Here is a 20,946-nt window from a genome sequence, read left to right on the forward strand (position 1 = left end):
GCGACAGCAAGCAAGAGAAGAAGAATTCCCATGACCAAGATCCTGTTGATCGGCGCGAACGGCCAGATCGGTTCCGAACTGGCGGTGGAGCTGGCCAAGCGACACGGCAACGCCAACGTGATCACCAGCGACGTCGCGCCGCAGGGCCGCGTGCCGCAGCTGACGCACGAGATGCTGGACGTGACCGACGCGGCGGCGCTGGCGGCGGTCGTCAAGCGACACGGCATCACGCAGATCTATCACCTGGCGGCGGCGCTGTCGGCCACGGGTGAGAAGCATCCGATGTGGGCCTGGGACCTGAACATGAAGGGCCTGCTCAACGTGCTGGAGCTGGCGCGCACGGTGAAGCTGGAGCGCGTGTTCTGGCCCAGCTCGATCGCCGCCTTCGGTCCGCAGACGCCCAAGCGCGAGACGCCGCAGACCACGGTGATGGATCCGACGACGATCTACGGCATCTCCAAGCTGGCGGGCGAGGGCTGGTGCCGCTGGTACCACGCGAATCACGGCGTGGACGTGCGCAGCCTGCGCTATCCGGGCCTGATCAGCTGGAAGACGCCCCCGGGCGGCGGCACCACCGATTACGCGGTGGAGATCTTCCATGAGGCGCTCAAGCAGGGCCGCTACACCTGCTTCCTGAACGAGGATCAGGCGCTGCCGATGATGTACATGCCGGACGCGCTGCGCGCGACGCTGGAGCTGATGGAGGCGCCGGCCGATCGCATCACCGAGTGGGGCAGCTACAACCTGGCGGGCGTGAGCTTCACGCCGGAACAGATCGCCGCGTCGATCCGCCGCCGGATCCAGGGCTTCAAGATCGACTACGCGCCGGACTTCCGGCAGAGCATCGCGGCGAGCTGGCCGCAGTCCATCGACGACTCGGTCGCGCAGCGCGACTGGGGCTGGAAGCTGGGTTACGACCTGAATGCGATGGTGGACGACATGCTGGGGTCGTTGAAGGCGCAGATGGAGCAGGCGGCGAAGGGCTGAATCACCCCGGGCCTCCTGCCAGACGACGATCAGGCGGGTGCTTGATCGTCTATCGCGCGATCGGCGTCGAGGTGACGCTTGACCAGTGCCTCGGTCAACAGGGAGTAGTCGATCCCGTGGCGTTGAAACACGGTCCGGATATCGCCTCCGGCCATGATCTCTCGACGCGCCGGGCTGTGTCGCCTGAGATCCGTCATGAGGGCGACACGTGACGGATCTCGGACGCCGGCTCGTTCCAGGCAAGAGTCGACGTTCGCGCCCGCCTGGATCGCCGGTGCGACATGAGCGCTGATCGCCACCAGTTCCAGGTGTAAAGCGTCAGCGGGCGAGGGGTCGACCAGGGTGCGCATGGCGCTGATCACGCTTTCACCCTCGCTCACGGCGCCCGCTGCGCGCGGGCGGCGCAGATCGTGTACGAGCGCATTCAGCGAAGCGCTGCGCAGATGGGCCGGCAGGGCAGCGACTGCCGTCGAGAACGCCAGGGCGGCATGAGGCATGGCGTCCTCCGGGAAGCTGCTGATCCGGCGGCCTAGGGTGTCCATCAAGCCGGACCGGTCCGAGAGCCGGACGGTCTGGATCTCGGCCAACACATGTCTGACGCGGTCGACCCCCGCAGCCCCCGCGGCCGCGCATCGCACCCTCGCGAGTTTCATCGGATAGGCCAGAGTGGGTGTCAGCGCGGGGAAGGCCCGGCCGAGCCTGGCCTGGTCGTCCACGGGCAGGTATGAGGCGATGCGCTCGATCATCTCTGCCGGCTGATCGACCAGCGACTCGCGCGGTGTGGGGACGGGACTCGAATCCGAGTTCGCGAGCTCGACGGCTTCGTGCGTGTCGCCAATGAAGGCAGCCTGCCGGCCTTGAATGCTGTACATGCGCTTCTCCTTGTCAATGCCATGTTCGACCGAGTCGCCGATGACCCGAGGACAACGGCGAGGGCGCATGGGTGTCAGCGTGGGGCGTGCCGGTTCTCCAGCCGGATCGGTGCGCGATTCGGTCAGGGGGGCGTCCGAAGACGTAGAGTGCGCTCTTGTCCGATCTTCGACCTTCATTGCGCCGTGTCCCGCCTCACCACCGAATTCCAACGCCTCTACGCCGCCGGTCCTGACGGATCGGCGCGCGCGCTCGTGCTCGACGTCGGCCGCCCATCCGATTGGGAGCTGCTTGGCGTCGTGTGGCGCAGCGTGCAGCTGGACTTGGGTCTTCCCGCGCCGGGCATCGTCATCGCTGGGGAGAACAGCTATCAGCTGTGGTTCTCGTTGCAGCAGGGATGCTCGGCGGACGAAGCGATGCGCTTCTTCGACGGCCTGCGCGCTCGCTATATGAGCGAGCTGGCCGCGCCGCGCATTCGCTGCCTGACGACGCCGCCACAAGTGCCGGCGCAGGTGAAGGAGGATCAGTGGTCCGCGTTCGTCGCACCGGATCTGGCGCCCGTCTTCGTCGAGGCGACATGGCTGGACATCCCGCCCGGCGCGGAGGGGCAGGCCGACCTGCTCAAGGGGCTCAAGAGCATCAGCCCGTCGGAGTGGGCGACGGCGCTGGGCCAGCTCACGTCCGAGCCGCAAGACCTGGCCCCGGCGGTCGTTGCCTCAACGGCGACCGCTCCGATCGCGGCGCCTTCGTTCGCGCCCGCCACGACCTTCACCGATCCGCGCGCCTTCCTCATGCAGGTGATGAACGACGCCGCCGTGCCGATGGCGTTGAGGATCGAGGCGGCGAAAGCGTTGTTGTCGGAGCGCTCGCGGACCTGATCGCTTTCAGGGGCTGAGCCCCAGGCGCTGCCACTGTTTCTGATCGATGCTTCGGGCGATGGCCTCGGCCTGCTGCAGGACTCGCTGCCGCTCGGGTTCCGAGAGACCCCGGAGCGCGGACTCGGACAGCGATCCGCCGCAATGGCCGTTGGTCGAGCACAGCATCAGGTACGGGACCGAGTCGGGGCCGCAGTCGTAGCCCAGCAGGCATTGGCTGAGCAGGACGGCGACGCCGATGTGAGCGGTGTCTCGAAGCAGCGGATCGAGGCTGCTGCGCTCCAGGCCGGCCGAGTGCTCGATCCATCCGCCCACGGCCGGCGCCAGCCAGGTCAGCGCGTCGGGTCCTTGGCGATCAAGCGATTCGAGAAGCGCCCGTTTCGCCGTGGCGATTTCCTGCGTGGCCGGGGACCGAGAGAGTTCCGCGTTCGCGGGATTGATGGGCAACCCTGCGGAACGGAGACGCCGATAGGCTTCCCCGCGCTGCTGAATCAGCGTCAACGCGGAAACGCTGGAGAAGTCCCGGCAGGCGACCTTGAGCCGCTCGCGTGTGCGCATGACTTCGGCCGCATCGGCGCCGTCATTGCGAGTGAGAGCATCGTCGATGAATGGCTCGCGCATGGCGTAGGGAAGGCAGAGATTGAGCGCCTCCCTCGCGAGAAACACCTCGGCCATGTCCGGGGACGCGATGCCCTGCTTGTAGATCTCGAAGAGATCGTTGGCGGAACCCCAGAAGGCCTTTGCCGTCGGATGCACCGCTAGCGCAGATGATTCCAATGGCTTGGTCACCGCCGTGCGCGCACCAGGCGCCGAGGAGGGCAGCGGGACGGGTGATATCGCGGCGGGGTGCGATCGATCAGAGGCAAGTCGCCCCGCCATCGGAGAGGTCTCCCAAGGGCGAGCGACCAGAAGCGCGGTGATGGCGATGGCTAGCGCCGCTGCGACGAGGAGACGATTCATTTAGGCATCGGTCCGGCAGAGGATTCGTGCCGTCGCCCAGGTGCTCTCTTCATCTGCCTCTCCGGCTGTGGAGAGGGTCAAGTGGAGGCAAGGTGCTGATGCGTTCCAAGTACCCCGAGCGTCAGCTCAAAACGGAATCCTCCCCGTCCAAATGTCCTTGTACATGACCCAATCGCCCATGAAGCTGTACAGCGGCCGCTTGAACGAGGCCGGCTTGTTCTTCTCGAAGCCGAAGTGCCCGATCCACGCGAAGGCGTAGCCGCACAGCAGGCCGATCAGGAGGAAGCCCCAGGTCTGCGTGACCAGCGCATAGGCCAGGCACAGCAACCCCAGCGTCGAGCCGACGAAATGCAGTCGCCGGCAGGTCGTGTTGCGGTGCTCGCCCAGGTAGAAGGGGTAGAACTCCGCGAAGCTACGCATTGCCTTGATCCGATCCGCGGCGGACTCGGCGTCCTGCGGGGCGTGGGGCAGGGGGCTGGTGCTCATGGCTGTCTCCTTGGCGCGGCCCTTCACGGGCTCTGTGCTCGGACTCTGCGACGCTCAGTCCAGCGCCGCCTTCAGCGCATTCAACATCCCTTCCGGCGCCTCGGTCATCAGTGAATGCCCGGCCGCCAGCGTCTGCACCCGCGCGCCGAGCAACTCCGCCAGCTGCTTCGCGGCCTTCGGCGGCGTCATCGCGTCCTTCGCGCCGACGATCAGGTGCGAGTGCACATGGCCCGCCGCCGTCACCTTCGCGGCCGCCTCCGGCGCGCCCTGGTATCGATCGCAGACCTGGAAGTCGTGCTCGAAGAGATTGCCCGTTTCCGCGTAGCCGTCCTGCAGCCGCTCCATCAGCGCCATGCCGCCGCCGTGCAGCCAGCCGCCCGGCCCCGGGTACGACGGCTTGGCCGCCGTGGTCGAGTGCGCGAAGGCATTGACCATCGCCATCGCCGCGCGAGGCCGCTCCCGCGAGGTCGACAGCAGCGCGTCCGAGACCTTCATCGGCCAGGCCGTGCCGACCAGCGCCAGCCGCGCCACCCGCGCCGGCCGCTGCGCCGCCGCCTCCAGAGCGATCAGCGAGCCCATCGAATGGCCCACGAGCGACACAGACGGCGCTTGGCGCTCGCGCCCGGAGTCGCTCTCGCCCGAGGCCACGCCCGCCGCATCCAGCAGCTCATTGATCCAGCCGCCCAGCGCCTGCACATCGGGCAACGCCGGCCCCGCGCTGCGGCTGTGGCCGGGCAGGTCGACCGCGAGCACCGCGCGGCCGTGATGCGCGAAGTAGCGCGCCAGCAGCGTCCATACGCTGTGGTCGTTGAGCGCGCCATGGATGAAGACGACCACCGGCAGTGCCGCGTCGAAACGCTTGCCGCCGGTGTACGCATAGGCCTCGCGGCCCTGGACTTGCAGCTTGATCGAGCTCATTTGGCGGCCACCTTCAGCGCGGACTTCAGATCGGCGATCAGATCGTCCGGATCCTCCAGACCGATCGAGAGACGGATCGTGCCCGCCGTGATGCCCGACGCGGCCAGTGCCGCATCGTCCATGCGGAAGTGGGTCGTCGTCGCCGGATGGATGACCAGCGAGCGCGCGTCGCCCACGTTGGCCAGATGCGAGAACAGCCGCAGCGATTCGATGAAGCGCTTGCCCTGCTCGCGACCCCCCTTCAGGTCGAAGCTGAACACCGCGCCGCTGCCCTTGGGCAGCAGCTTCCGCGCCAGCGCGTGATCGCGGTGCGAGGCCAGCCCCGGATAGTTGACCCGCGACACGATGTCCTGCGACTCCAGGAACTCCGCGACCTTCTGCGCGTTGCTCACATGGCGCGCCATGCGCAGCGGCAGCGTTTCGATGCCTTGCAGGATCAGCCAGGCGGTGTGCGGGCTCATGCAGGCGCCGAAGTCGCGCAGGCCCTCGCGGCGCGCGCGCAGCAGGAAGGCGCCGACGGTGCTCTCCTCGGTGAACACCATGCCGTGGAAGCCGTCATAGGGCTCGCAGAGCTCGGCGAAGCGCTGCCGGCCGCTGGCCGCATGCGCCCGCTCCCAATCGAAACGGCCGCTGTCGACCAGCAGACCGCCCACCACGGTCCCGTGTCCGCACAGGAACTTGGTCGCCGAGTGATGGACCAGGTCCGCGCCCAGCGCCGCCGGCTGCTGCAGGTAGGGCGTGCTGAAGGTCGAGTCCACCAGCAGCGGAACGCCCGCCTCGTGCGCGATCTGCGCGACCGAAGGGATGTCCAGCACGTCCAGGCCGGGATTGCCCAGCGACTCGCCCAGCAGCAGCTTGGTCTCGGGGCGGATCGCGTTGCGCCAGCCGTCGAGGTCGCCCGGGCGGACGAAGCTGGTCGAGATGCCGAAGCGCTTGAGCGTGTAGTGCAGCAGGTTGTGCGAGCCCCCGTACAGCGCGCTCGACGCCACGATGTGGTCGCCGGCCGCCGCGATGGTGGCGATCGCCAGATGCAGCGCGGCCTGGCCGCTGGCCGTCGCGATGCCGCCCACGCCGCCCTCCAGCGCCGCGATGCGCTCCTCCAGCACCGCCGTGGTCGGGTTGGACAAGCGCGAGTAGACGTGCCCGCTGCGCTCCATGTTGAACAGGCCCGCGGCGTGCTCGGCGCTCTCGAACACGAACGAGGTCGTCAGGTGCAGCGGCACGGCGCGGGCGCCGGTCGTGGGATCGGGTGCCGCCCCGGCGTGTAGCGCCAAGGTGTCAAAGCCCGGGTCTGAGGGACCAGACATGCATGTCTCCTGCGTGTTGTGCTGTTGTATGCGGCGCATTGTGTGCTATGTTGGGCGCCACTTTTCCCGCCTCGTGCGGGCACCCACCCACCCCCTCGCGCGCCATCCGCATTCACCGTCTCCCGACTGTCACGCGCGCGACGCCGTCCCCCGATTCCAACCGTCTTCTCCTCGAGATCATGAAAGTCTCCGACATCCTGCGCGTCAAGGGCAGCACGCTCTTCACCGTCTCACCCGACCAACCGCTGGCGCATGCCGTCGAGACCATGGCCGAGCGCGACATCGGCTCGCTCGTCGTCATGGAGTTCGGCGACCTGATCGGCATGCTCACGTTCCGCGAGGTCATCCAGGCCGTCGTGCGCAACGGCAACATCGTCGGCACGTCGCTGGTGCGCAGCGTCATGGACGACGCCCCGCTGACCTGCACGCCCGAGACCGAGATCGACGAGGTCCGCCGCATGATGCTGGGCCGCCATGCGCGCTACATGCCGGTGCTCAACGGCAAGCAGCTGATGGGCGTGATCTCGTTCTACGACGTGGCCAAGACCGTCGTCGACGCGCAGGACTTCGAGAACCGCATGCTCAAGGCCTACATCCGCGACTGGCCCGCCGAGGACGGCGCCGCCAATCCATCGTGATCGGCTGAGCGTCTCAAGCACAGCCCCATGAAAAAGGCGCGCCCTCGGGCGCGCCTTTGCGTTTGGGGTCGGCCGTTCGCTCATTCCCAGAGCGCCGTCGGCATCGCCTCCAACGGAATGATGGCGCCCGGATGCTGGATCACCGTCGCCGCAAGCCGGTTGCCCGCCATCGCCGCCGTCATCGGATCGCGGCCGTGCAGCCGCGCCGCGAGATAGCCCGCGCCGAAGGAGTCACCCGCCGCCGTCGTGTCGACCACGCGCGCCACCGGCACCGTCGGCGCCTCGATCCAGCGCCCGTCGGCCCGCACCCGCGTCGGCGCCGCGCCGCGCTTGACGACCAGCTCCGGCACCGTCGATTCGCCCAGCGCTTCCAGCGCCGCCGCTTCGTCCGGCAGCGCCCACAGGTCCTGCTCGTCGCTCAGCGTGACCAGCGCGATGTCGGCCCGGACGTAGGCCTGACGATAGGTCGCGCGCGCCTCGTCCGCCGAGGCCCACAACCGCGGCCGGTAGTTGTTGTCGAAGACGACGCGACCACCCTGTTGCCGCAGCCGCTCGGCCAGCGCGAACAGACGCGCGCGGCCCTCGGGCGGCAGGATGGCCAGGCTGATGCCGCTGAAGTAGAGCCAGCCGATCTCGGACAGCAGACGCTGCAACGGGCAATCCGGCAGCGTCAGGTAGCGGCGCGCCGGCGCGTTCTGGCGCCAGTAGCTGAAGCGGCGCTCGCCGGCGGGATCGACATGGATGCTGTAGAGCCCGGGCAGCTCGCCGGGCAGGCGCGCGACGCAGCGCGTGTCCAGTCCCTCGGACTGCCACCGCGCGACCATCGCCTCGCTGTAGGGATCGTCGGCGCCCAGCGCCGTCGCGTAGCCGGCGCGGTAGGCCTGTCCGGCCAGACGCGCCAGATAGACCGCAGTGTTGAGCGTGTCGCCGCCGAAGGACTGGCTGACCAGGCCGTCGGCCTGATGGCGCAGCTCGACCATGCATTCGCCCACGGCGACCAGGAAGGGAGATGAATTCATGAAGAGGCGCGACGGGCGGCCTGTCGGCTCGCGCCCGCCGCTCACTGGCTTTGAGGGTTGACGAAGTATTCGGGCCGGAACGCCCGCGTGACCTCGATGACCGGCAGCACATGGTCCAGATGTTCCCGCATCGCCGCGGCGGCCTCGGCGGCGCGGCCGTCGCGCAGCGCGTCCACCACCGCCTGGTGTTCGTCGACCACCCCCGCCATGCGGCCCTCCAGCGGCAAGGTCAGGCGACGGAATCGGTCGACCTGGGTCTTGGCCTGCTGGATGGTCCGCCACACGCCGGGGAAGCCGGCGATGTCGGCCAGCGCCGCGTGGAAGGCTTCGTCGGTGCGGTGGAAGCTCGGCATGTCCTTGGCCAGCGTCGCGGCGCGCTGCGCCTCGAGGATGAGCTGCAACTGCTGGACGTGCTCGGGCCGCAGCCGCTTGGCCACGCGCTCCACGACGGCGACTTCCAGCGCCGTGCGCACCAGCATCGCCTCCTCCAGTCCATCGACCGGAATGCGCGCGACGAAGGTGCCCACCCGCTGCTGGATCTCGACCAGGCCCTCGTCGGCCAAGCGCTGCACGGCCTCGTGCACCGGGGTGCGGCTGACGCCGTGCTCGGCCGCCAGGTCCAGCTCGACGATGCGATCGCCGGGTGCCATCTCCAGGTCCAGGATGCGCTGACGCAGCACCTGATAGACGCGGCGCGAGGCGCTCTGCGCGCTGTCGGCCTCGTCGATGGCCGCGACGGGCGCGGCGGCGGGCTTGGCGTCCTTGCGCGGACGGCCCGGCTTGGCCCGGGCGGGCGCGTGGTCGTCGACCGCGACGGCCTTGGCCGCCTTGGCGGTACCCGCTGCGGCGGTCTTGGAGGAGCTGGAACGTGCGGGGCGCGCGGCGCCGGAAGATCGGGTCATGGAAGAGGGGCTTGCGGAACGTCTGGTGGGACGACAAGTCGACCGGCGATTATGAGAAATCCTGGTGACTTGTCTCCCCCCATTTGCCAGATCCCCGGGGGAGGTTTCCCCGGAGATCGGCCTCGCGGGTCATCCCGCGAAGCGGTGCTGGATCACCAGCTCGTGCCCGCCGGGCTGGTGCCGGACGGGAAGTCCACGTATGCGCGGCTGCAATCCACGACCTTGGACGCATCCACCGCCTGCGTCGCCGTGCCGTTGACGACGATGCGGCGCGAGGCGTCGGCCAGGATGGGCAGGTTCACGCCGCTGATCGTCAGGTTGGCGTCCGACGAGATCAGGTCCACGCCGGTGGGCGTGTCCGTCACCACGTTGGTCAGCGACATGACCAGCGGGTACTGCGGGTTGTTCAGGCCGCCGGTGTTGGCCTGGAAGCCCTGCAGCTTGACGCCGGTCTTGCCCTGGATGCTCACGTTGCTGATCTGGATGTCGTGGAAGTTGGGGATCTGCGCGCCGCCGGCGGGCAGGGCCTTCGTGCTGTAGTACGGCGTGAAGAGCAGCGCATTGAGCGTGTTGCGCATGCAGATGCGGTCGTAATAGATGTTGCTGACCTCGCCGCCGCGCGCGTAGTCCGACTTGATCCGCAGGCCTTCTTCCGAGCCGTTGAAGCTGTTGTCGTACACGTGGACGTTGGTCACGCCGGCATTGGTCTCGCTGCCGATCGAGATGCCGTGGCCCCAGTAGATGTGGTTGTGGGCGATCACGATGCCGTGCTTGCGGTCGGCGCGCACGTCGCGGTTGCCGTCGATGCCGGGCAGGCCGGAGCCGGCCGGGCTCGGGTTGTTGCTGCCCTTGAGCACGATGTCGTCGTCGCCGGTGGACACGAAGTTGTAGGCGAAGACCACGTTCTTCAGGTAGCCGTCGAAGGACATCGCCGCGGCCGAGGTCGTGGTCGAGCCCGTCGCCAGCTTGCCCGACAGCGCCTTGCCGGCCGAGCCCGGATCGAAGGCGTCGGTGTTCTTGACGTTGTCCTCGTTGAAGGTCTCGCCGGTGTACAGCGGATTGCCGTTGCCCGCCGGGTTGGCGAAGGCCGCCAGCGACGGCGTCTGCAGCTTCACGCCCCAGACCGTCAGCCCGTCGATGCCGCTGGGCACGACGTGGAAGTTGGCGCTGTTGTTGAGCGTGATGCGGTACAGGGTCAGGTTCTTCGCGTAGTTGAAGACCATCATCCGGAAGTTGGACTGCGAGCCCGCGCCCGTGGTGCCGTTCTGGACCATGTTGCCCAGGTAGGCCAGGTCCCACCAGGTCATGTTGCGCGAGGAGGACTTGGAGTCCACCACCGTGCCGCCGTTGTCGCAGCTGGTGCCGTCCGCGGCCTGCTGGTCCTTGGCGTAGGACGTGTAGGTGTTGGAGCAGGTCATGTCGACCTTCATCAGCGGGTACAGCTTCTGCGTCGAGACGATCTCGGCATAGCCGCGGCTGTCGATGGCGCCGTCGCCGACCACCGCCGAGTTCACCAGATTGGACCCGTTGATCAGCGCCTGGCAGTTGCCGGAGCTGCCCGCCTTGGAGCTGCTCACCGCCGTGTTGGCGCAGTAGGGGCCGGCCTTGCTGGTGATGTAGGCCGTCGCGTCGCGCGAGGCGAACAGCGTCACGCCGTTGTCGATCCACAGCGTCACGCCCGAGGGCAGGGTCAGCGGACCCGAGATGAAGGCGTTGCCGCCGCCCGGGTTCACGACCAGGCGCACGGCGTACTTGCTGGCGCGGTACTGGGGCTTGGCCAGCTCCTCGCCGCTGACGCCGGCGATGTTCTTGTTGGCCACCGCGGCGGCCTTCTGCGCGGCCGTGGCGGTCGCGTCGGCGGCGGCGATCGCGGCGCCGACCTCGGCGTCGACGGCGGCGCCGCAGGCGTTCAGCGCGGCCTGGATGCGGGCCTGGTCAGGATTGACCTTGGCCGGATCGGCCGCGACGCTGACGCCGGCGACCGAGGGGTCGGCCTCGGGCGGCAGCGCGCCGTCGGGGCGCTTGACCAGGGTGTTGCTGGCCTGCAGCGTGGCGCAGACCTGCGTGTCGCTGGGCAGCGTGGGCTCGGGCGGCAGGTCGGGGTCGTAGCTGGTGGTGCCGACCTGGAAGGGCTTGGTCGACTCGTAGCTCACCGCGGTCGAGTCGTTGCCGCCACCGCCGCCGCAGGCGGCCAGGGCCAGCGTCAGGCCGGTCAGCGCGAGCAGCGCGGCGGCGCCCGGCACCGAGCGCTCGCCGCGCGCGGACTGCGAAGAGTCGCTCATTGAAGAGGGATGCTTGGTCATGATGTCTCTGATGTCGTTATGAGATCGCCGGCGCGCGGTCATCCGCGGCGCGGCGCGAAGTGAGAGGCGCTCAGAAGTTGGCGATCAGGCCGACGCCGATGGCGCGCGGGCTGTCGCCGGGCGACAGGTAGGCGTCGGCGGTGCCGCTGCCGACGCTGTACAGCGGCGTCTGGCCCAGGTTGGCGCTCTGCTGCGGCTTGTTGCGGATGCGGGTGAAGTAGGTGTAGGCCGTCAGCGTGTCGTTGAGCTTGTACTTGGCGCCCAGCGAGAACTGCGTGGCCTTGTAGTCGTCCTCGTTGCCGAAGACGGCCTTGTCCAGCTTGCTCAGCTGGCCGGCCGAGAACATCAGCGTCGCGTGGCCGAATTCCTGCGCCAGCGACAGCATGGTGCCGGTCTGCTTCATGCGGCCGCTGTTGAGCACCGGATAGAAGTTGGTGCCGCTGGGCGGGACGAACTCGGTGAAGCCGTAGCTCGCCTGCTCCACGCCCGCGCCCAGGTAGGTGCCGGTGGGGAACTTGTAGCTGCCCACCAGCTTGACGAAGCGGGTGTTGGCGCCGTCCTGGCCCATGGTGCGGAAGCCGAAGCCCTGCTGCAGATGCTCGATGTCGACCCCGGTGCTCTGCTGCTGGTCGACCGCCACGCCCAGCTGCAGCGGGCCGTTGCGGTACTTCAGGGCCAGCGACATGCGGCCGCGGTTCAGGCCGGCGTTGCGGGACTCGTCGAAGCCGTAGGACGCGGCGGCCGAGAAGCCCATCAGCTCGGGCGAGAAGTAGTGGACCGAGTTCTTGTAGCGCGACTCGCCGCGGCTGAACACGCTGTAGCTGTTGCCCGTCAGCTGGGCCGAGGTGTTGTTCCACAGGTCCAGGCCGGTGACGGACAGGCCCAGGTTGCCGCCCATCTCGCCGCCCGATCCGACCAGGCTGCGATAGGCCGAGTCGTAGTTGCCGACCAGGAAGCGGCCCAGCTGCACGTCCTCCAGACCGACGAAGGAGTTGCGCGAGGTCAGCGTCTGCGACTTGCCCAGGTCGTCGGTGCCGCCCTGGTCGAAGCTGTTGAGGCTGCCCTCCAACTGCCAGATCGCCTTCAGACGGTCATTGACGGTGAAGGCGCCGGTGATGCCCAGGCGCGAGTTGCCGTCGGTGACGCGGCCGCGCGACTGGTAGGGCGTGGTGCCGCCCTTGGCCTGGACCTGCTCGATCTCGGCGTTCAGGAAGCCGTAGAGCTTGATCGGGACCAGGACCTCGGCGTGGACGGTCGCGGGCAGGGCCGCGACGAGCGAGCCCAGCAGCGCCGGGGAGGCGATCGCCAGCGCGAGGCGCGAGCGCTTGAGAGAGTGGTTCATGTTGTCTCCAGTGGAAGAGGGCAAGGCTTCGCCCGGCCCGCCGCGTGGGGACGCGACGGAGGCGGGGAGCTGTGCCGGGGTGACTCGGGGAAGAGTGGAAAGGCGGAAAGAGAAAGGCGGCGGACCGCGCGAGAGGAGGGCGGCGACCTCAGGAGGTTGCCGCCGAGGGACCGCTCGCGCGCGGCGCGTGCGGCGGCGCGGCCGGCGCGCTCGTCGGGGACGAGGCGTCGGAGCCGGCGTGAGGGGCTGCGGCGTCGTGCGACGCGGCGGCGGCATCCAGGCCTTGCGGCGCGCGGGCCAGGGCCCACACGACGACGGCGGCGATCAGGTCGAAGACGGCCAGCACCACGAACAGCGGCGCATAGCCGACCTGCGTGACCAGCACGCCGAAGACGGCGGTGAAGGCGGCGGCGCCCAGGTAGCCCATCATCCCGCCCATGCCGGTGGCGGTGGCCACCTCGTGCTTGCCGAACAGGTCGGAGGTGACCGAGTAGATGGCACCCGACAGGGTCTGGTGCGCGAAGCCGCCCACGCACAGCAGCGCGATGGCCGCGTAGGGGCTGGCGACCAGGCCCACGCAGGCCGGACCGATCATGCACAGCGCGCCGAAGGCCACGACGATCTTGCGCGAGGTCATCAGCGAGACCTTCAGATGGCGGTGGCACCAGGGGCTGAGGTAGCCGCCCAGCACGCAGCCGATGTCGGCGGCCAGGAAGGGCAGCCAGGCGAAGAGCGCGACCTCCTTCAGGTTCATGTGGCGCTCGGTCATCATGTACAGCGGGATCCAGGCGTTGAAGGTCTGCCAGGCCGGCTCCGACAGGATGCGCGGCAGGCCGATCGCCCAGAAGTTGCGGCTGACGATGATCTCGGTCCAGCGGCGCTTGCGCACGGTGGGATCGCGGTACTGGGCTTCCTGGCCGGAGACGATGTGCTCGCGCTCCTGGTCCGACAGTTGCGGATGCTTGGCCGGGTGCTTGTAGAACAGCATCCACAGCAGGGTCCAGATCAGGCCCAGCACGCCGACGGTGAGGAAGGCCCACTTCCAGCCGCCGTTGAGGATGGCCCAGACGACCAGCGGCGGCGCCAGCAGCGCGCCGATGGAGCTGCCGATGTTGAACCAGCCGATGGCCACCGAGCGCTCGCGCGCCGGGAACCACTCGGTGGTGGCCTTGACGCCGGCGGGGATGCCGGCCGCCTCGGTCATGCCCAGCAGGCCCCGGAAGGCGGCCAGGCTGGCCCAGCCCGTGGACATCGCCGCGGCCGCGCAGGCCAGCGACCAGGCCAGCGCGAAGATCGCGAAGCCCAGCTTGGTGCCGATGGTGTCGATGATGTAGCCGGCGATGGGCTGCATCAGCGCGTAGCAGACCTGCCACGCCACGACGATGTGGGCGTACTGCTCGGTGGTGATGCCCAGCTCGCTCATCAGCGTGGGCGCGGCCACGGACAGCGTGTTGCGGGCCAGGTAGTTCACGATCAATCCGGCCGTGACCAAACTGACCATCCACCAACGAAGTCCTCGAATGCCACGCGCGCCGGAACGGCCGCGAGCGTTGCTCACGTTCTGCATCTTGTCTCCTGCATCTACTGCGGCGCCGGTGCTTTGCACCGTGCGCCCGGGTCTTGCCCTGGTGCCGCCTTTCGACGGTCTGGGCCGCATTGAGCGGTCTTCTTGTTGATGACTTGTTGCCGCGGCCGCATTTCGGGCGATCCGCGTTGTTGCAGATCCGCGCCACAGCGCTGCTATGGCTCCGTCTGCGCCTAGCGGCTCGCCCGAACTGCGGCCGCGGCCCCTCTGACGGGGGTCTTCAGATCTTGCTGATGACGGCGCGAATGCCGTGCTCGTCGATCGCCGCGAGCGCTGCGGCCAGCGTGGCCGTCAGGCCGTCCTTGTCGTCGCCGCCGTGCGCGGCATGCAGGTCCTCGCCCCAGACGGGGCGATGGGCCAGCCAGGCGGCGGCGAAGTCGTTCCAGGTCCATGTGCCCGAGTCGCGGCGCGGCCAGGCCTGGCGGAACCAGTCCAGCGTCGCCGGGTCGTCGGACAGCGTCATGTGCGCGCCGCGGTACAGGTGCATGGTGGCGGCGAGCGCCAGCACCAGCCGCTGCGGCCACTCGCCGCGCAGCGCGCGATAGCGCAGCAGCTGCGGCATCACGCGGGCCGCGAACTTGCTCCAGCTGTTCAGCGCGATGGATGCGAGCCGGTGATGAATGAACGGGTTGCCGAAGCGCCGCATCACCTCGGCCGCGAAGGGCTCAAGCTCCTCGCGCGGCAGCGGCAGCGCGGGGATGATTTCCTCGTGCAGCGCGGCGACCAGGAAGCCGCGCACGGCCTCGTCGCGCAGGGCCTCGCCGACGCTCTCGATGCCGGCGAGCAGCGCCACCGGCACCAGCGTCGTGTGGCCGCCGTTGAGGATGCCGACCTTGCGCTGCTTGAAGGGCTTGATGTCGTCGACCAGGCGGAGGTTCAGGTCCGCGCCGGCGAGCTTGAGCTCCTCGCCCAGCGATGCCGGGGCCTGGATGGCCCAGAACGAATAGGGCTCGGCGGTGACGAGGAACTGGTCGCGGGCGCCGATCTCGCACTCGATGGCGTCCATCTCCTCGGCCGGGTAGCCGGGGACGATGCGATCGACCAGCGTCGAGTGGAAGGCGCAATGCGTGAGCAGCCAGTCGTCGAAGGCCGGCGCCAGCTGCCACAGCGCGGCGAAGTGGCGCACGGCGGCGAGCAGCGCGGGGCCGTTGTCGTCGATCAGCTCGCAGGGCAGCACGACGACGCCGGATGCGGCCGCGCCGTCGAAGGCGATGAAGCGCTCATGCAGCCAGCGGGTGAGCTTGGCGGGGAAGCTCGAAGGCGGACGGTCGTCGGCGCGATCGCTGTCGTTGACGGCGATGCCGGCCTCGGTCGTGTTGGACACGACGAAGCGGATCGTCGGCACCCGCGCGGTGTCGAGGTAGGCGTCGAACTGGCGATGCAGGTCCAGCTCGGTCAGCACGCAGGAGACGCGGCGGAACTCGCGCACCGGCTGGCCGTCGGCGCCCAGGCCGCGGACCAGCGTGGTGAACAGGCCGTCCTGCGCGTCCATCAGCGGGCGCTCCGAGCGTCCGGTCGGGCGCACGATGACGACGCCCGCGTCGAGGTCCGAGCGCTCGTTCAGCAGGTCGATCATCCAGTCGGCGAAGCCGCGCAGGAAGTTGCCGGAGCCGAACTGCAGCACGCGCGGCGTCAGCGTGGACGGGGACTCGCGGCGCAGCGGCGCGAGCGGGGAGGTCGTGTGGGAGGCGGTCATGGCGGGGATCGCCTCACAGCGAGATGTCGCGCTTCCAGAACAGGAAGTCGTATTGCTGAAGCCGGTCGGCCTTGGCCTGGTACTGGCCGCCGGCGGTGGCCACGACCATGTCCAGCAGCGAGCCGGCGACCTCGGGCAGCGGACGGCCCTCGATGACCGGGCCGCAGTCGAAGTCGATCAGATCGTGCAGGCGCGCGGCGACGCGGCTGTTGGAGGCGATCTTCAGCACCGGCACGATGGGATTGCCCGTGGGCGTGCCCAGGCCGGTCGAGAACAGCACCACGTTCGCGCCCGAGGCCACGATGCCGGTGACCGACTCGACGTCGTTGCCCGGCGTGCACAGCAGGGACAGGCCCTGGTCGGGCGCGGGCTCGCCGTAGTCGCGCACCGCGACGATGGGCGAGCTGCCGCCCTTCTTGGACGCGCCGGCCGACTTCATCGCGTCGGTGATCAGGCCGTCGCGGATGTTGCCGGGGCTGGGGTTGTCGGCGAAATGGGTACCGACCGCCAGCGCCTTGGCCTCGAAGTCGCGCATCAGGCCGAGGAAGCGGCGCTTGTCCTCGTCGTTGACGCAGCGGCGGATCAGGTCGCCCTCGACGCCGCAGAGCTCGGGGAACTCGGCCAGGATGGAGGCGCCGCCCAGCGTGACCACCATGTCGGACACCAGGCCCATGGTCGGGTTGGCGGAGATGCCGGAGAAGCCGTCCGAGCCGCCGCACTTCACGCCGATCTTCAGGTGCGACAGCGGCACCGGCGTGCGCTGCGCGCGGTTGGCCTCGGCCAGCGCGGCCAGCGTGTCGCGCACGACGGCCTGCATCATCGCGGGCTCGCCGCCTTCCCACTTCTGCTGCTCATAGATCAGGCAGGGCTTGTCGAAGTCGGGGTTCTGACGCGCCAGCTCTTCCTTGAACATCGCGATCTGCGCGTTCTGGCAGCCCAGGCTGAACACGGTCACGCCGGCGACGTTGGGGTGATCGGCATACGCGGCCAGCAGCTTGCAGAGATGACGCGCATCGGCGCGCGTGCCGCCGCAGCCGCCGGCGTGCGTGATCATGCGCACGCCGTCGACGTTGGGGAAAGGGCGCGGCGCCGGCGCGGGCGCGGCCATGTCCTCGTTGAGCAGCGACAGCGTGAACGCCGCCAGGTCGTCGCGCGCATAGCCCAGCGGGCGCTCCAGCGCGTTGCGCAGGTGCTCCACGTTGCGGTTCTCGCAGAACACCAGCGGGAAGATCAGCCAGTAGTTGGCCGTGCCCACGCGGCCGTCCTTGCGGACCACGCCGGGGAAGGTCGCGCCGTCCCAGCGCGTCACGTCGGGCGCGGTCCAGGTGTAGGGCTCGGTGGCCTGCAGCTCGACCTCGGCGGCGTAGTGCGCGAGGTTCTCGGTGGTCACCGCCTCGCCGCGGCGGATGGGCCGCACGGCCTTGCCGACCGGCACGCCGTACAACCGCAGCACCTCGCCCTCGGCGAAGGCGCGGCGCGCGAACTTGTGCTTGCGCGCCACCGGCGTGGCGATCAGGTATTGCTCGCCCGCATCGGTGACGACCTCGCCCATGGCCAGGTCGTCGAGCGCGACCAGCATGTCGTCGTCGGGATGGATGCGCAGGACCTTCTGCGCGGCGGCCTGCGCCGCGGCGTTGGCGCTCGCGCAGGCGGCGATGTCGGCGACGTTCGCCGCGTCGGGCGCGGTGGGGATGGGCTGGGACATGGCCTTGCTCCGGATCTCAGGACAGCGTGGAGGACAGCGGGGCGAGGGCTCAGAGGCCGAAGTAGCGCTTGGCGTTGTCGTAGCAGACGCCGCGCACGATGGCGGCCAGCGCGTCCAGATCGGCCGGGTACTCGCCGGCCTCGACCCAGTGGCCGAGCTGGCGGCACAGCAGGCGGCGGAAGTAGTCGTGACGCGGATAGGACGCGAAGGAGCGCGAGTCCGTCACCATGCCGACGAAGGTGCCCAGCACGCCGTGGTTGGACAGGGTGCGGATCTGCTCCAGGTTGCCGTCCTTGTGGTCGTTGAACCACCAGGCCGGTCCGAACTGCAGCTTGCCGGCGGTGTCGCCGTCCTGGAAGGAACCGATCAGCGTGGACAGCACCTCGTTCATCGCCGGGTTCAGGCAGAACAGCATGGTCTTGGGCAGCTGGTCGTCGGCGTCCAGCGTGTCCAGCAGGTCGGCCAGGCCGGCGCTGCTGGTGAAGTCGGCGATGGAGTCGTAGCCGGTATCGGGGCCCAGCTGCGCCAGGCGGCGGCGGTTGTTGTTGCGCTGCGCGCCGATGTGCAGGCACATGGTCCAGCCGTGCTTGGCGTACAGGCGGCCCAGCGCTTCCAGCAGGCCGCGCTGATACAGCGCCTGTTCGGCATCGCTCAGCAGCGTGCCGTCGACGCGCTTGGCGAAGAGCGCCTCGCATTCGGCCGGCGTCGCGGCGCGGGCGGGCAGGGCGGCGTCGATGGCGTGGTCGGAGATGCGCGCGCCTTGCTGATGGAAGAACGCGAGCCGCGCGGCCAGCGCCGCGATCAGGTCGTTGAAGCTGGCGATGCGCATGCCGGCGGCCTGGCCCAGCACCGTCAGGTAATCGACGAAGCGGTCCTTGTTGATGCGCATCGCCTTGTCCGGGCGATAGGCCGGCAGCACGCGGGTCTTGAGCTCGGAGCGCGCAATCTCGGCGTGCTGCAGCAGGTCGTCGGCGGGGTCGTCGGTGGTGCAGGCGATCTCGACCTTGGCCTGCTCCAGGAAGCTCCACGCGTCCATGCCGGCCAGGCGGGCGTTGGCTTCCTCCCAGATGCGGCCGGCGTTGGCGGCGTTGATCGTCAGATCGATGCCGAACAGGCGGCGCAGCTCCAGGTGGCTCCAGTGATGGATGGGGTTGCCGGCGGCCAGCGGCAGCACGCGGCAGAAGGCGTGGAACTTGGCCTCGTCGGATTCCGTGCCGGTGATGAAGCGCTCGTTGACGCCGGCCGTGCGCATCAGGCGCCACTTGTAATGGTCGCCGCCCAGCCAGAGCTCGGCCAGGTTGCGGAAGCGCTTGCGCTCGGCGATCTCGCCTTGCTGCAGATGGGAGTGGTAGTCGATCACCGGCAGGTCGGCGGCCACGTCGCGGTACAGCGTGCGGGCGATGGCGGTGTCGAGGAGGAAGTCTTGATCGATGAAGGACATGGCGTCGGGCACTGCGGTGGGGTGCACCGCGAAAGTGCGGCGCTGAAATATCAATATACTAGGCCTGATATTTCAGAAGCGCAATGCGGTCCGATCCGGGGAATCACGTAAAGACGTGTGCTCGGGTGCGGCGACCGCCCAGCGCTCGAGACCGCTCCGCCCGCGAGAGGCGAGGCGGGGTCCGTGTGTTTGCCAGGAGACAAGCGTGTTTTCGTTCGCCCGACTCAAGCTCGGCCAGCAGTTGCTGCTGGCGTTTTCGCTGTGCGCCGTGATGCTCGTGAGCATCGGCGCGATGAACGTGGTCCGGCTGCGGCAGCTCAGCCGCATGCAGGAGGAGATGGTCCAGGAGGAGGTGCGGCCGCTCGCGCTGATCCGCACGGCCTCGTGGCAGGCGGCGACGCATTTCCGCCGCGCGTACTCGTACATCCTCAAGGCCGACGCGGCGGGGCGGGAGGAGACGCTCGCGCTCAATCGCAAGAGCGAGGCCGACGTGCTGGCCGCCATCGACTTCGAGCGCGCGCATCCGGTCGATGACGCGCAGCGCGACGAGCAGCGCGCGGCGCTGGAGGCGTTCGCGACGCTGTGGCCGCGCTATGTCGAGTCGATGGGGCGGCTGCAGGCGTTGGCGCGTGCCGATGACCGCGACGGCGCCTTCGCCGAGCTCAACAAGACCACCGATCCCACCCATGTCGCGATCCGCAAGCAGCTCATCCAGCTGGGCGAGTTGCGCGAGGGCTCGGCGAAGCATCGCGCCGACGACGGCGTCGCGCTGGTGCGGCATGAGGCCTGGATGCTGGCGGGGCTGGTGACACTGGGGGTGCTCGTCGCGCAGCTGGCGGGCTGGTGGGTGACGCGGCGCGTGACGCGGCAACTGGGCGGCGAGCCGGGGGATGCGGCGGCGCTCGTGGGGCGCGTGGCGGCCGGCGATCTGGCTGCGACGGTGCCGCTGCGCGAGGGCGACGAGCACAGCTTGATGGCGCGGCTCGCGGCGATGCGGGAAGAGCTGGTGGCGGTGATCGGCGGCGTGCGGCAGGGCGCGGAGAGCGTGGCCACCGCGTCCGAGCAGATCGCGCATGGCAATCTGGATCTGAGCCAGCGCACAGAGATGCAAGCGAGCGCGCTGCAGCAGACGGCGGCGGCGATGGAGGAGCTGGGTTCGACGGTCCGTCAGAACGCGGACAACGCGCGGCTGGCGAATGGGCTGGCGCATGAGGCGGGCAGCGTCGCGCGTGATGGCGGGCGGCAGGTGGGGGAGGTGGTCGATCTGATGGGGCGCATCAATGCGAGCGCGGGTCGGATGGCCGACATCATCGGCACCATCGACGGGATCGCGTTCCAGACCAACATCCTGGCGTTGAATGCGGCGGTTGAAGCCGCGCGTGCGGGCGAGCATGGGCGCGGGTTCGCGGTGGTGGCGTCGGAGGTGAGGGCGCTGGCGCAGCGCTCGGCGGGCGCGGCCAGGGAGATCAAGGGCTTGATCGAGACCAATGTCGGCGAGGTGGATCGCGGCATGGCGCTGGTGCGCGAGGCGGGACGGACGATGGACGGCGTGCAGGCGGCGATCGGGCGCGTGACCGATGTGATGGGGGAGATCCGCGCGGCGAGCGAGGAGCAGAGCACGGGGGTCGCGCAGGTGGGCGAGGCGGTGCAGCAGATGGATCAGGCGACGCAGCAGAACGCGGCGTTGGTGGAGGAGACGGCGGCGGCGGCGGACAGTTTGAAGTCGCAGTCGGGGCAGCTGGTGGCGGCGGTGTCGGTGTTTCGGTTGAAGTGAGGGCGAAGACCCTCTCCCCCGCCCTCTCCCGCAAGCGGGCGAGGGAGCCATACGAGTCCTCAAGCCGGATCAACCCTCGGTTGACGGGTTCTGGCGACAGCCGGCCGCCGCTCGCCTTCCGACTTTCGGGACGGCCCC

General features: G+C 69.2%; 17 protein-coding genes. 4 read left to right on the forward strand and 13 right to left on the reverse strand.

Features of this window, described 5'->3' with window-relative positions; all coding sequences use genetic code 11:
* Positions 1 to 30 precede the first annotated feature (30 nt).
* A complete protein-coding gene (locus tag ABDW59_RS19250; RefSeq protein ID WP_343632085.1) occupies positions 31 to 987 on the forward strand; it encodes an NAD-dependent epimerase/dehydratase family protein in 957 nt (318 codons plus the stop codon).
* Positions 988 to 1,016: 29 nt separating this feature from the next.
* Here the strand turns inward: ABDW59_RS19250 and ABDW59_RS19255 are convergent, their stop codons facing one another.
* Positions 1,017 to 1,859 (reverse strand): hypothetical protein, encoded by an 843-nt coding sequence (locus ABDW59_RS19255; protein ID WP_343632087.1) that lies wholly within the window; start codon positions 1,857 to 1,859, stop codon positions 1,017 to 1,019.
* A gap of 183 nt (positions 1,860 to 2,042) precedes the next feature.
* On the opposite strand from ABDW59_RS19255, the gene ABDW59_RS19260 reads away from it, so the two are divergent.
* A complete protein-coding gene (locus ABDW59_RS19260; protein ID WP_343632089.1) occupies positions 2,043 to 2,735 on the forward strand; it encodes a hypothetical protein in 693 nt (230 codons plus the stop codon).
* 6 nt (positions 2,736 to 2,741) lie between these two features.
* Here the strand turns inward: ABDW59_RS19260 and ABDW59_RS19265 are convergent, their stop codons facing one another.
* The 4 genes from ABDW59_RS19265 to ABDW59_RS19280 form a co-directional block, all read right to left on the reverse strand.
* Positions 2,742 to 3,692 carry a hypothetical protein gene (locus tag ABDW59_RS19265; RefSeq protein ID WP_343632091.1) on the reverse strand — a complete coding sequence of 317 codons (951 nt, stop codon included), beginning with the start codon at positions 3,690 to 3,692 and terminating at the stop codon, positions 2,742 to 2,744.
* 126 nt (positions 3,693 to 3,818) lie between these two features.
* Complete coding sequence (locus tag ABDW59_RS19270; RefSeq protein ID WP_343632093.1) at positions 3,819 to 4,178, reverse strand: DUF962 domain-containing protein; 360 nt, start codon at positions 4,176 to 4,178, stop codon at positions 3,819 to 3,821.
* A gap of 54 nt (positions 4,179 to 4,232) precedes the next feature.
* On the reverse strand, positions 4,233 to 5,087 hold the full coding sequence (locus ABDW59_RS19275; RefSeq protein WP_343632121.1) for an alpha/beta hydrolase: 855 nt from the start codon (positions 5,085 to 5,087) through the stop codon (positions 4,233 to 4,235).
* 5 nt (positions 5,088 to 5,092) lie between these two features.
* A complete protein-coding gene (locus tag ABDW59_RS19280) occupies positions 5,093 to 6,403 on the reverse strand; it encodes an O-acetylhomoserine aminocarboxypropyltransferase (protein ID WP_343632095.1) in 1,311 nt (436 codons plus the stop codon).
* A 179-nt stretch (positions 6,404 to 6,582) separates the two neighbouring features.
* On the opposite strand from ABDW59_RS19280, the gene ABDW59_RS19285 reads away from it, so the two are divergent.
* Positions 6,583 to 7,041: a CBS domain-containing protein gene (locus ABDW59_RS19285; protein WP_343632097.1), complete on the forward strand. Its 459-nt coding sequence runs from the start codon at positions 6,583 to 6,585 to the stop codon at positions 7,039 to 7,041.
* A gap of 80 nt (positions 7,042 to 7,121) precedes the next feature.
* Here the strand turns inward: ABDW59_RS19285 and ABDW59_RS19290 are convergent, their stop codons facing one another.
* From ABDW59_RS19290 to uxaC, 8 genes are all read right to left on the reverse strand, one after another.
* Entirely contained in the window at positions 7,122 to 8,060 is a 939-nt protein-coding gene (locus ABDW59_RS19290) for a sugar kinase (protein WP_343632099.1), read from the reverse strand.
* Positions 8,061 to 8,101: 41 nt separating this feature from the next.
* Positions 8,102 to 8,962: a GntR family transcriptional regulator gene (locus tag ABDW59_RS19295; RefSeq protein ID WP_343632101.1), complete on the reverse strand. Its 861-nt coding sequence runs from the start codon at positions 8,960 to 8,962 to the stop codon at positions 8,102 to 8,104.
* 152 nt (positions 8,963 to 9,114) lie between these two features.
* Positions 9,115 to 11,244, reverse strand: a complete 2,130-nt coding sequence (locus ABDW59_RS19300; RefSeq protein ID WP_343632103.1) for a glycosyl hydrolase family 28 protein — start codon at positions 11,242 to 11,244, stop codon at positions 9,115 to 9,117.
* A 91-nt stretch (positions 11,245 to 11,335) separates the two neighbouring features.
* Positions 11,336 to 12,607: a porin gene (locus tag ABDW59_RS19305; protein WP_343632105.1), complete on the reverse strand. Its 1,272-nt coding sequence runs from the start codon at positions 12,605 to 12,607 to the stop codon at positions 11,336 to 11,338.
* 148 nt (positions 12,608 to 12,755) lie between these two features.
* A complete protein-coding gene (locus tag ABDW59_RS19310) occupies positions 12,756 to 14,108 on the reverse strand; it encodes an MFS transporter (RefSeq protein ID WP_343632107.1) in 1,353 nt (450 codons plus the stop codon).
* A gap of 304 nt (positions 14,109 to 14,412) precedes the next feature.
* A complete protein-coding gene (locus ABDW59_RS19315) occupies positions 14,413 to 15,888 on the reverse strand; it encodes a tagaturonate reductase (protein ID WP_343632109.1) in 1,476 nt (491 codons plus the stop codon).
* A gap of 13 nt (positions 15,889 to 15,901) precedes the next feature.
* Positions 15,902 to 17,593: an altronate dehydratase family protein gene (locus ABDW59_RS19320; RefSeq protein WP_343632111.1), complete on the reverse strand. Its 1,692-nt coding sequence runs from the start codon at positions 17,591 to 17,593 to the stop codon at positions 15,902 to 15,904.
* 49 nt (positions 17,594 to 17,642) lie between these two features.
* Positions 17,643 to 19,034 (reverse strand): glucuronate isomerase, encoded by a 1,392-nt coding sequence (gene uxaC, locus ABDW59_RS19325; RefSeq protein WP_343632113.1) that lies wholly within the window; start codon positions 19,032 to 19,034, stop codon positions 17,643 to 17,645.
* A 205-nt stretch (positions 19,035 to 19,239) separates the two neighbouring features.
* On the opposite strand from uxaC, the gene ABDW59_RS19330 reads away from it, so the two are divergent.
* Positions 19,240 to 20,808 (forward strand): methyl-accepting chemotaxis protein, encoded by a 1,569-nt coding sequence (locus ABDW59_RS19330; RefSeq protein ID WP_343632115.1) that lies wholly within the window; start codon positions 19,240 to 19,242, stop codon positions 20,806 to 20,808.
* The last annotated feature ends 138 nt before the right edge of the window (positions 20,809 to 20,946 follow it).

The sequence above is a fragment of the Roseateles sp. genome (assembly GCF_039595295.1).
Lineage (GTDB): Bacteria > Pseudomonadota > Gammaproteobacteria > Burkholderiales > Burkholderiaceae_C > Roseateles.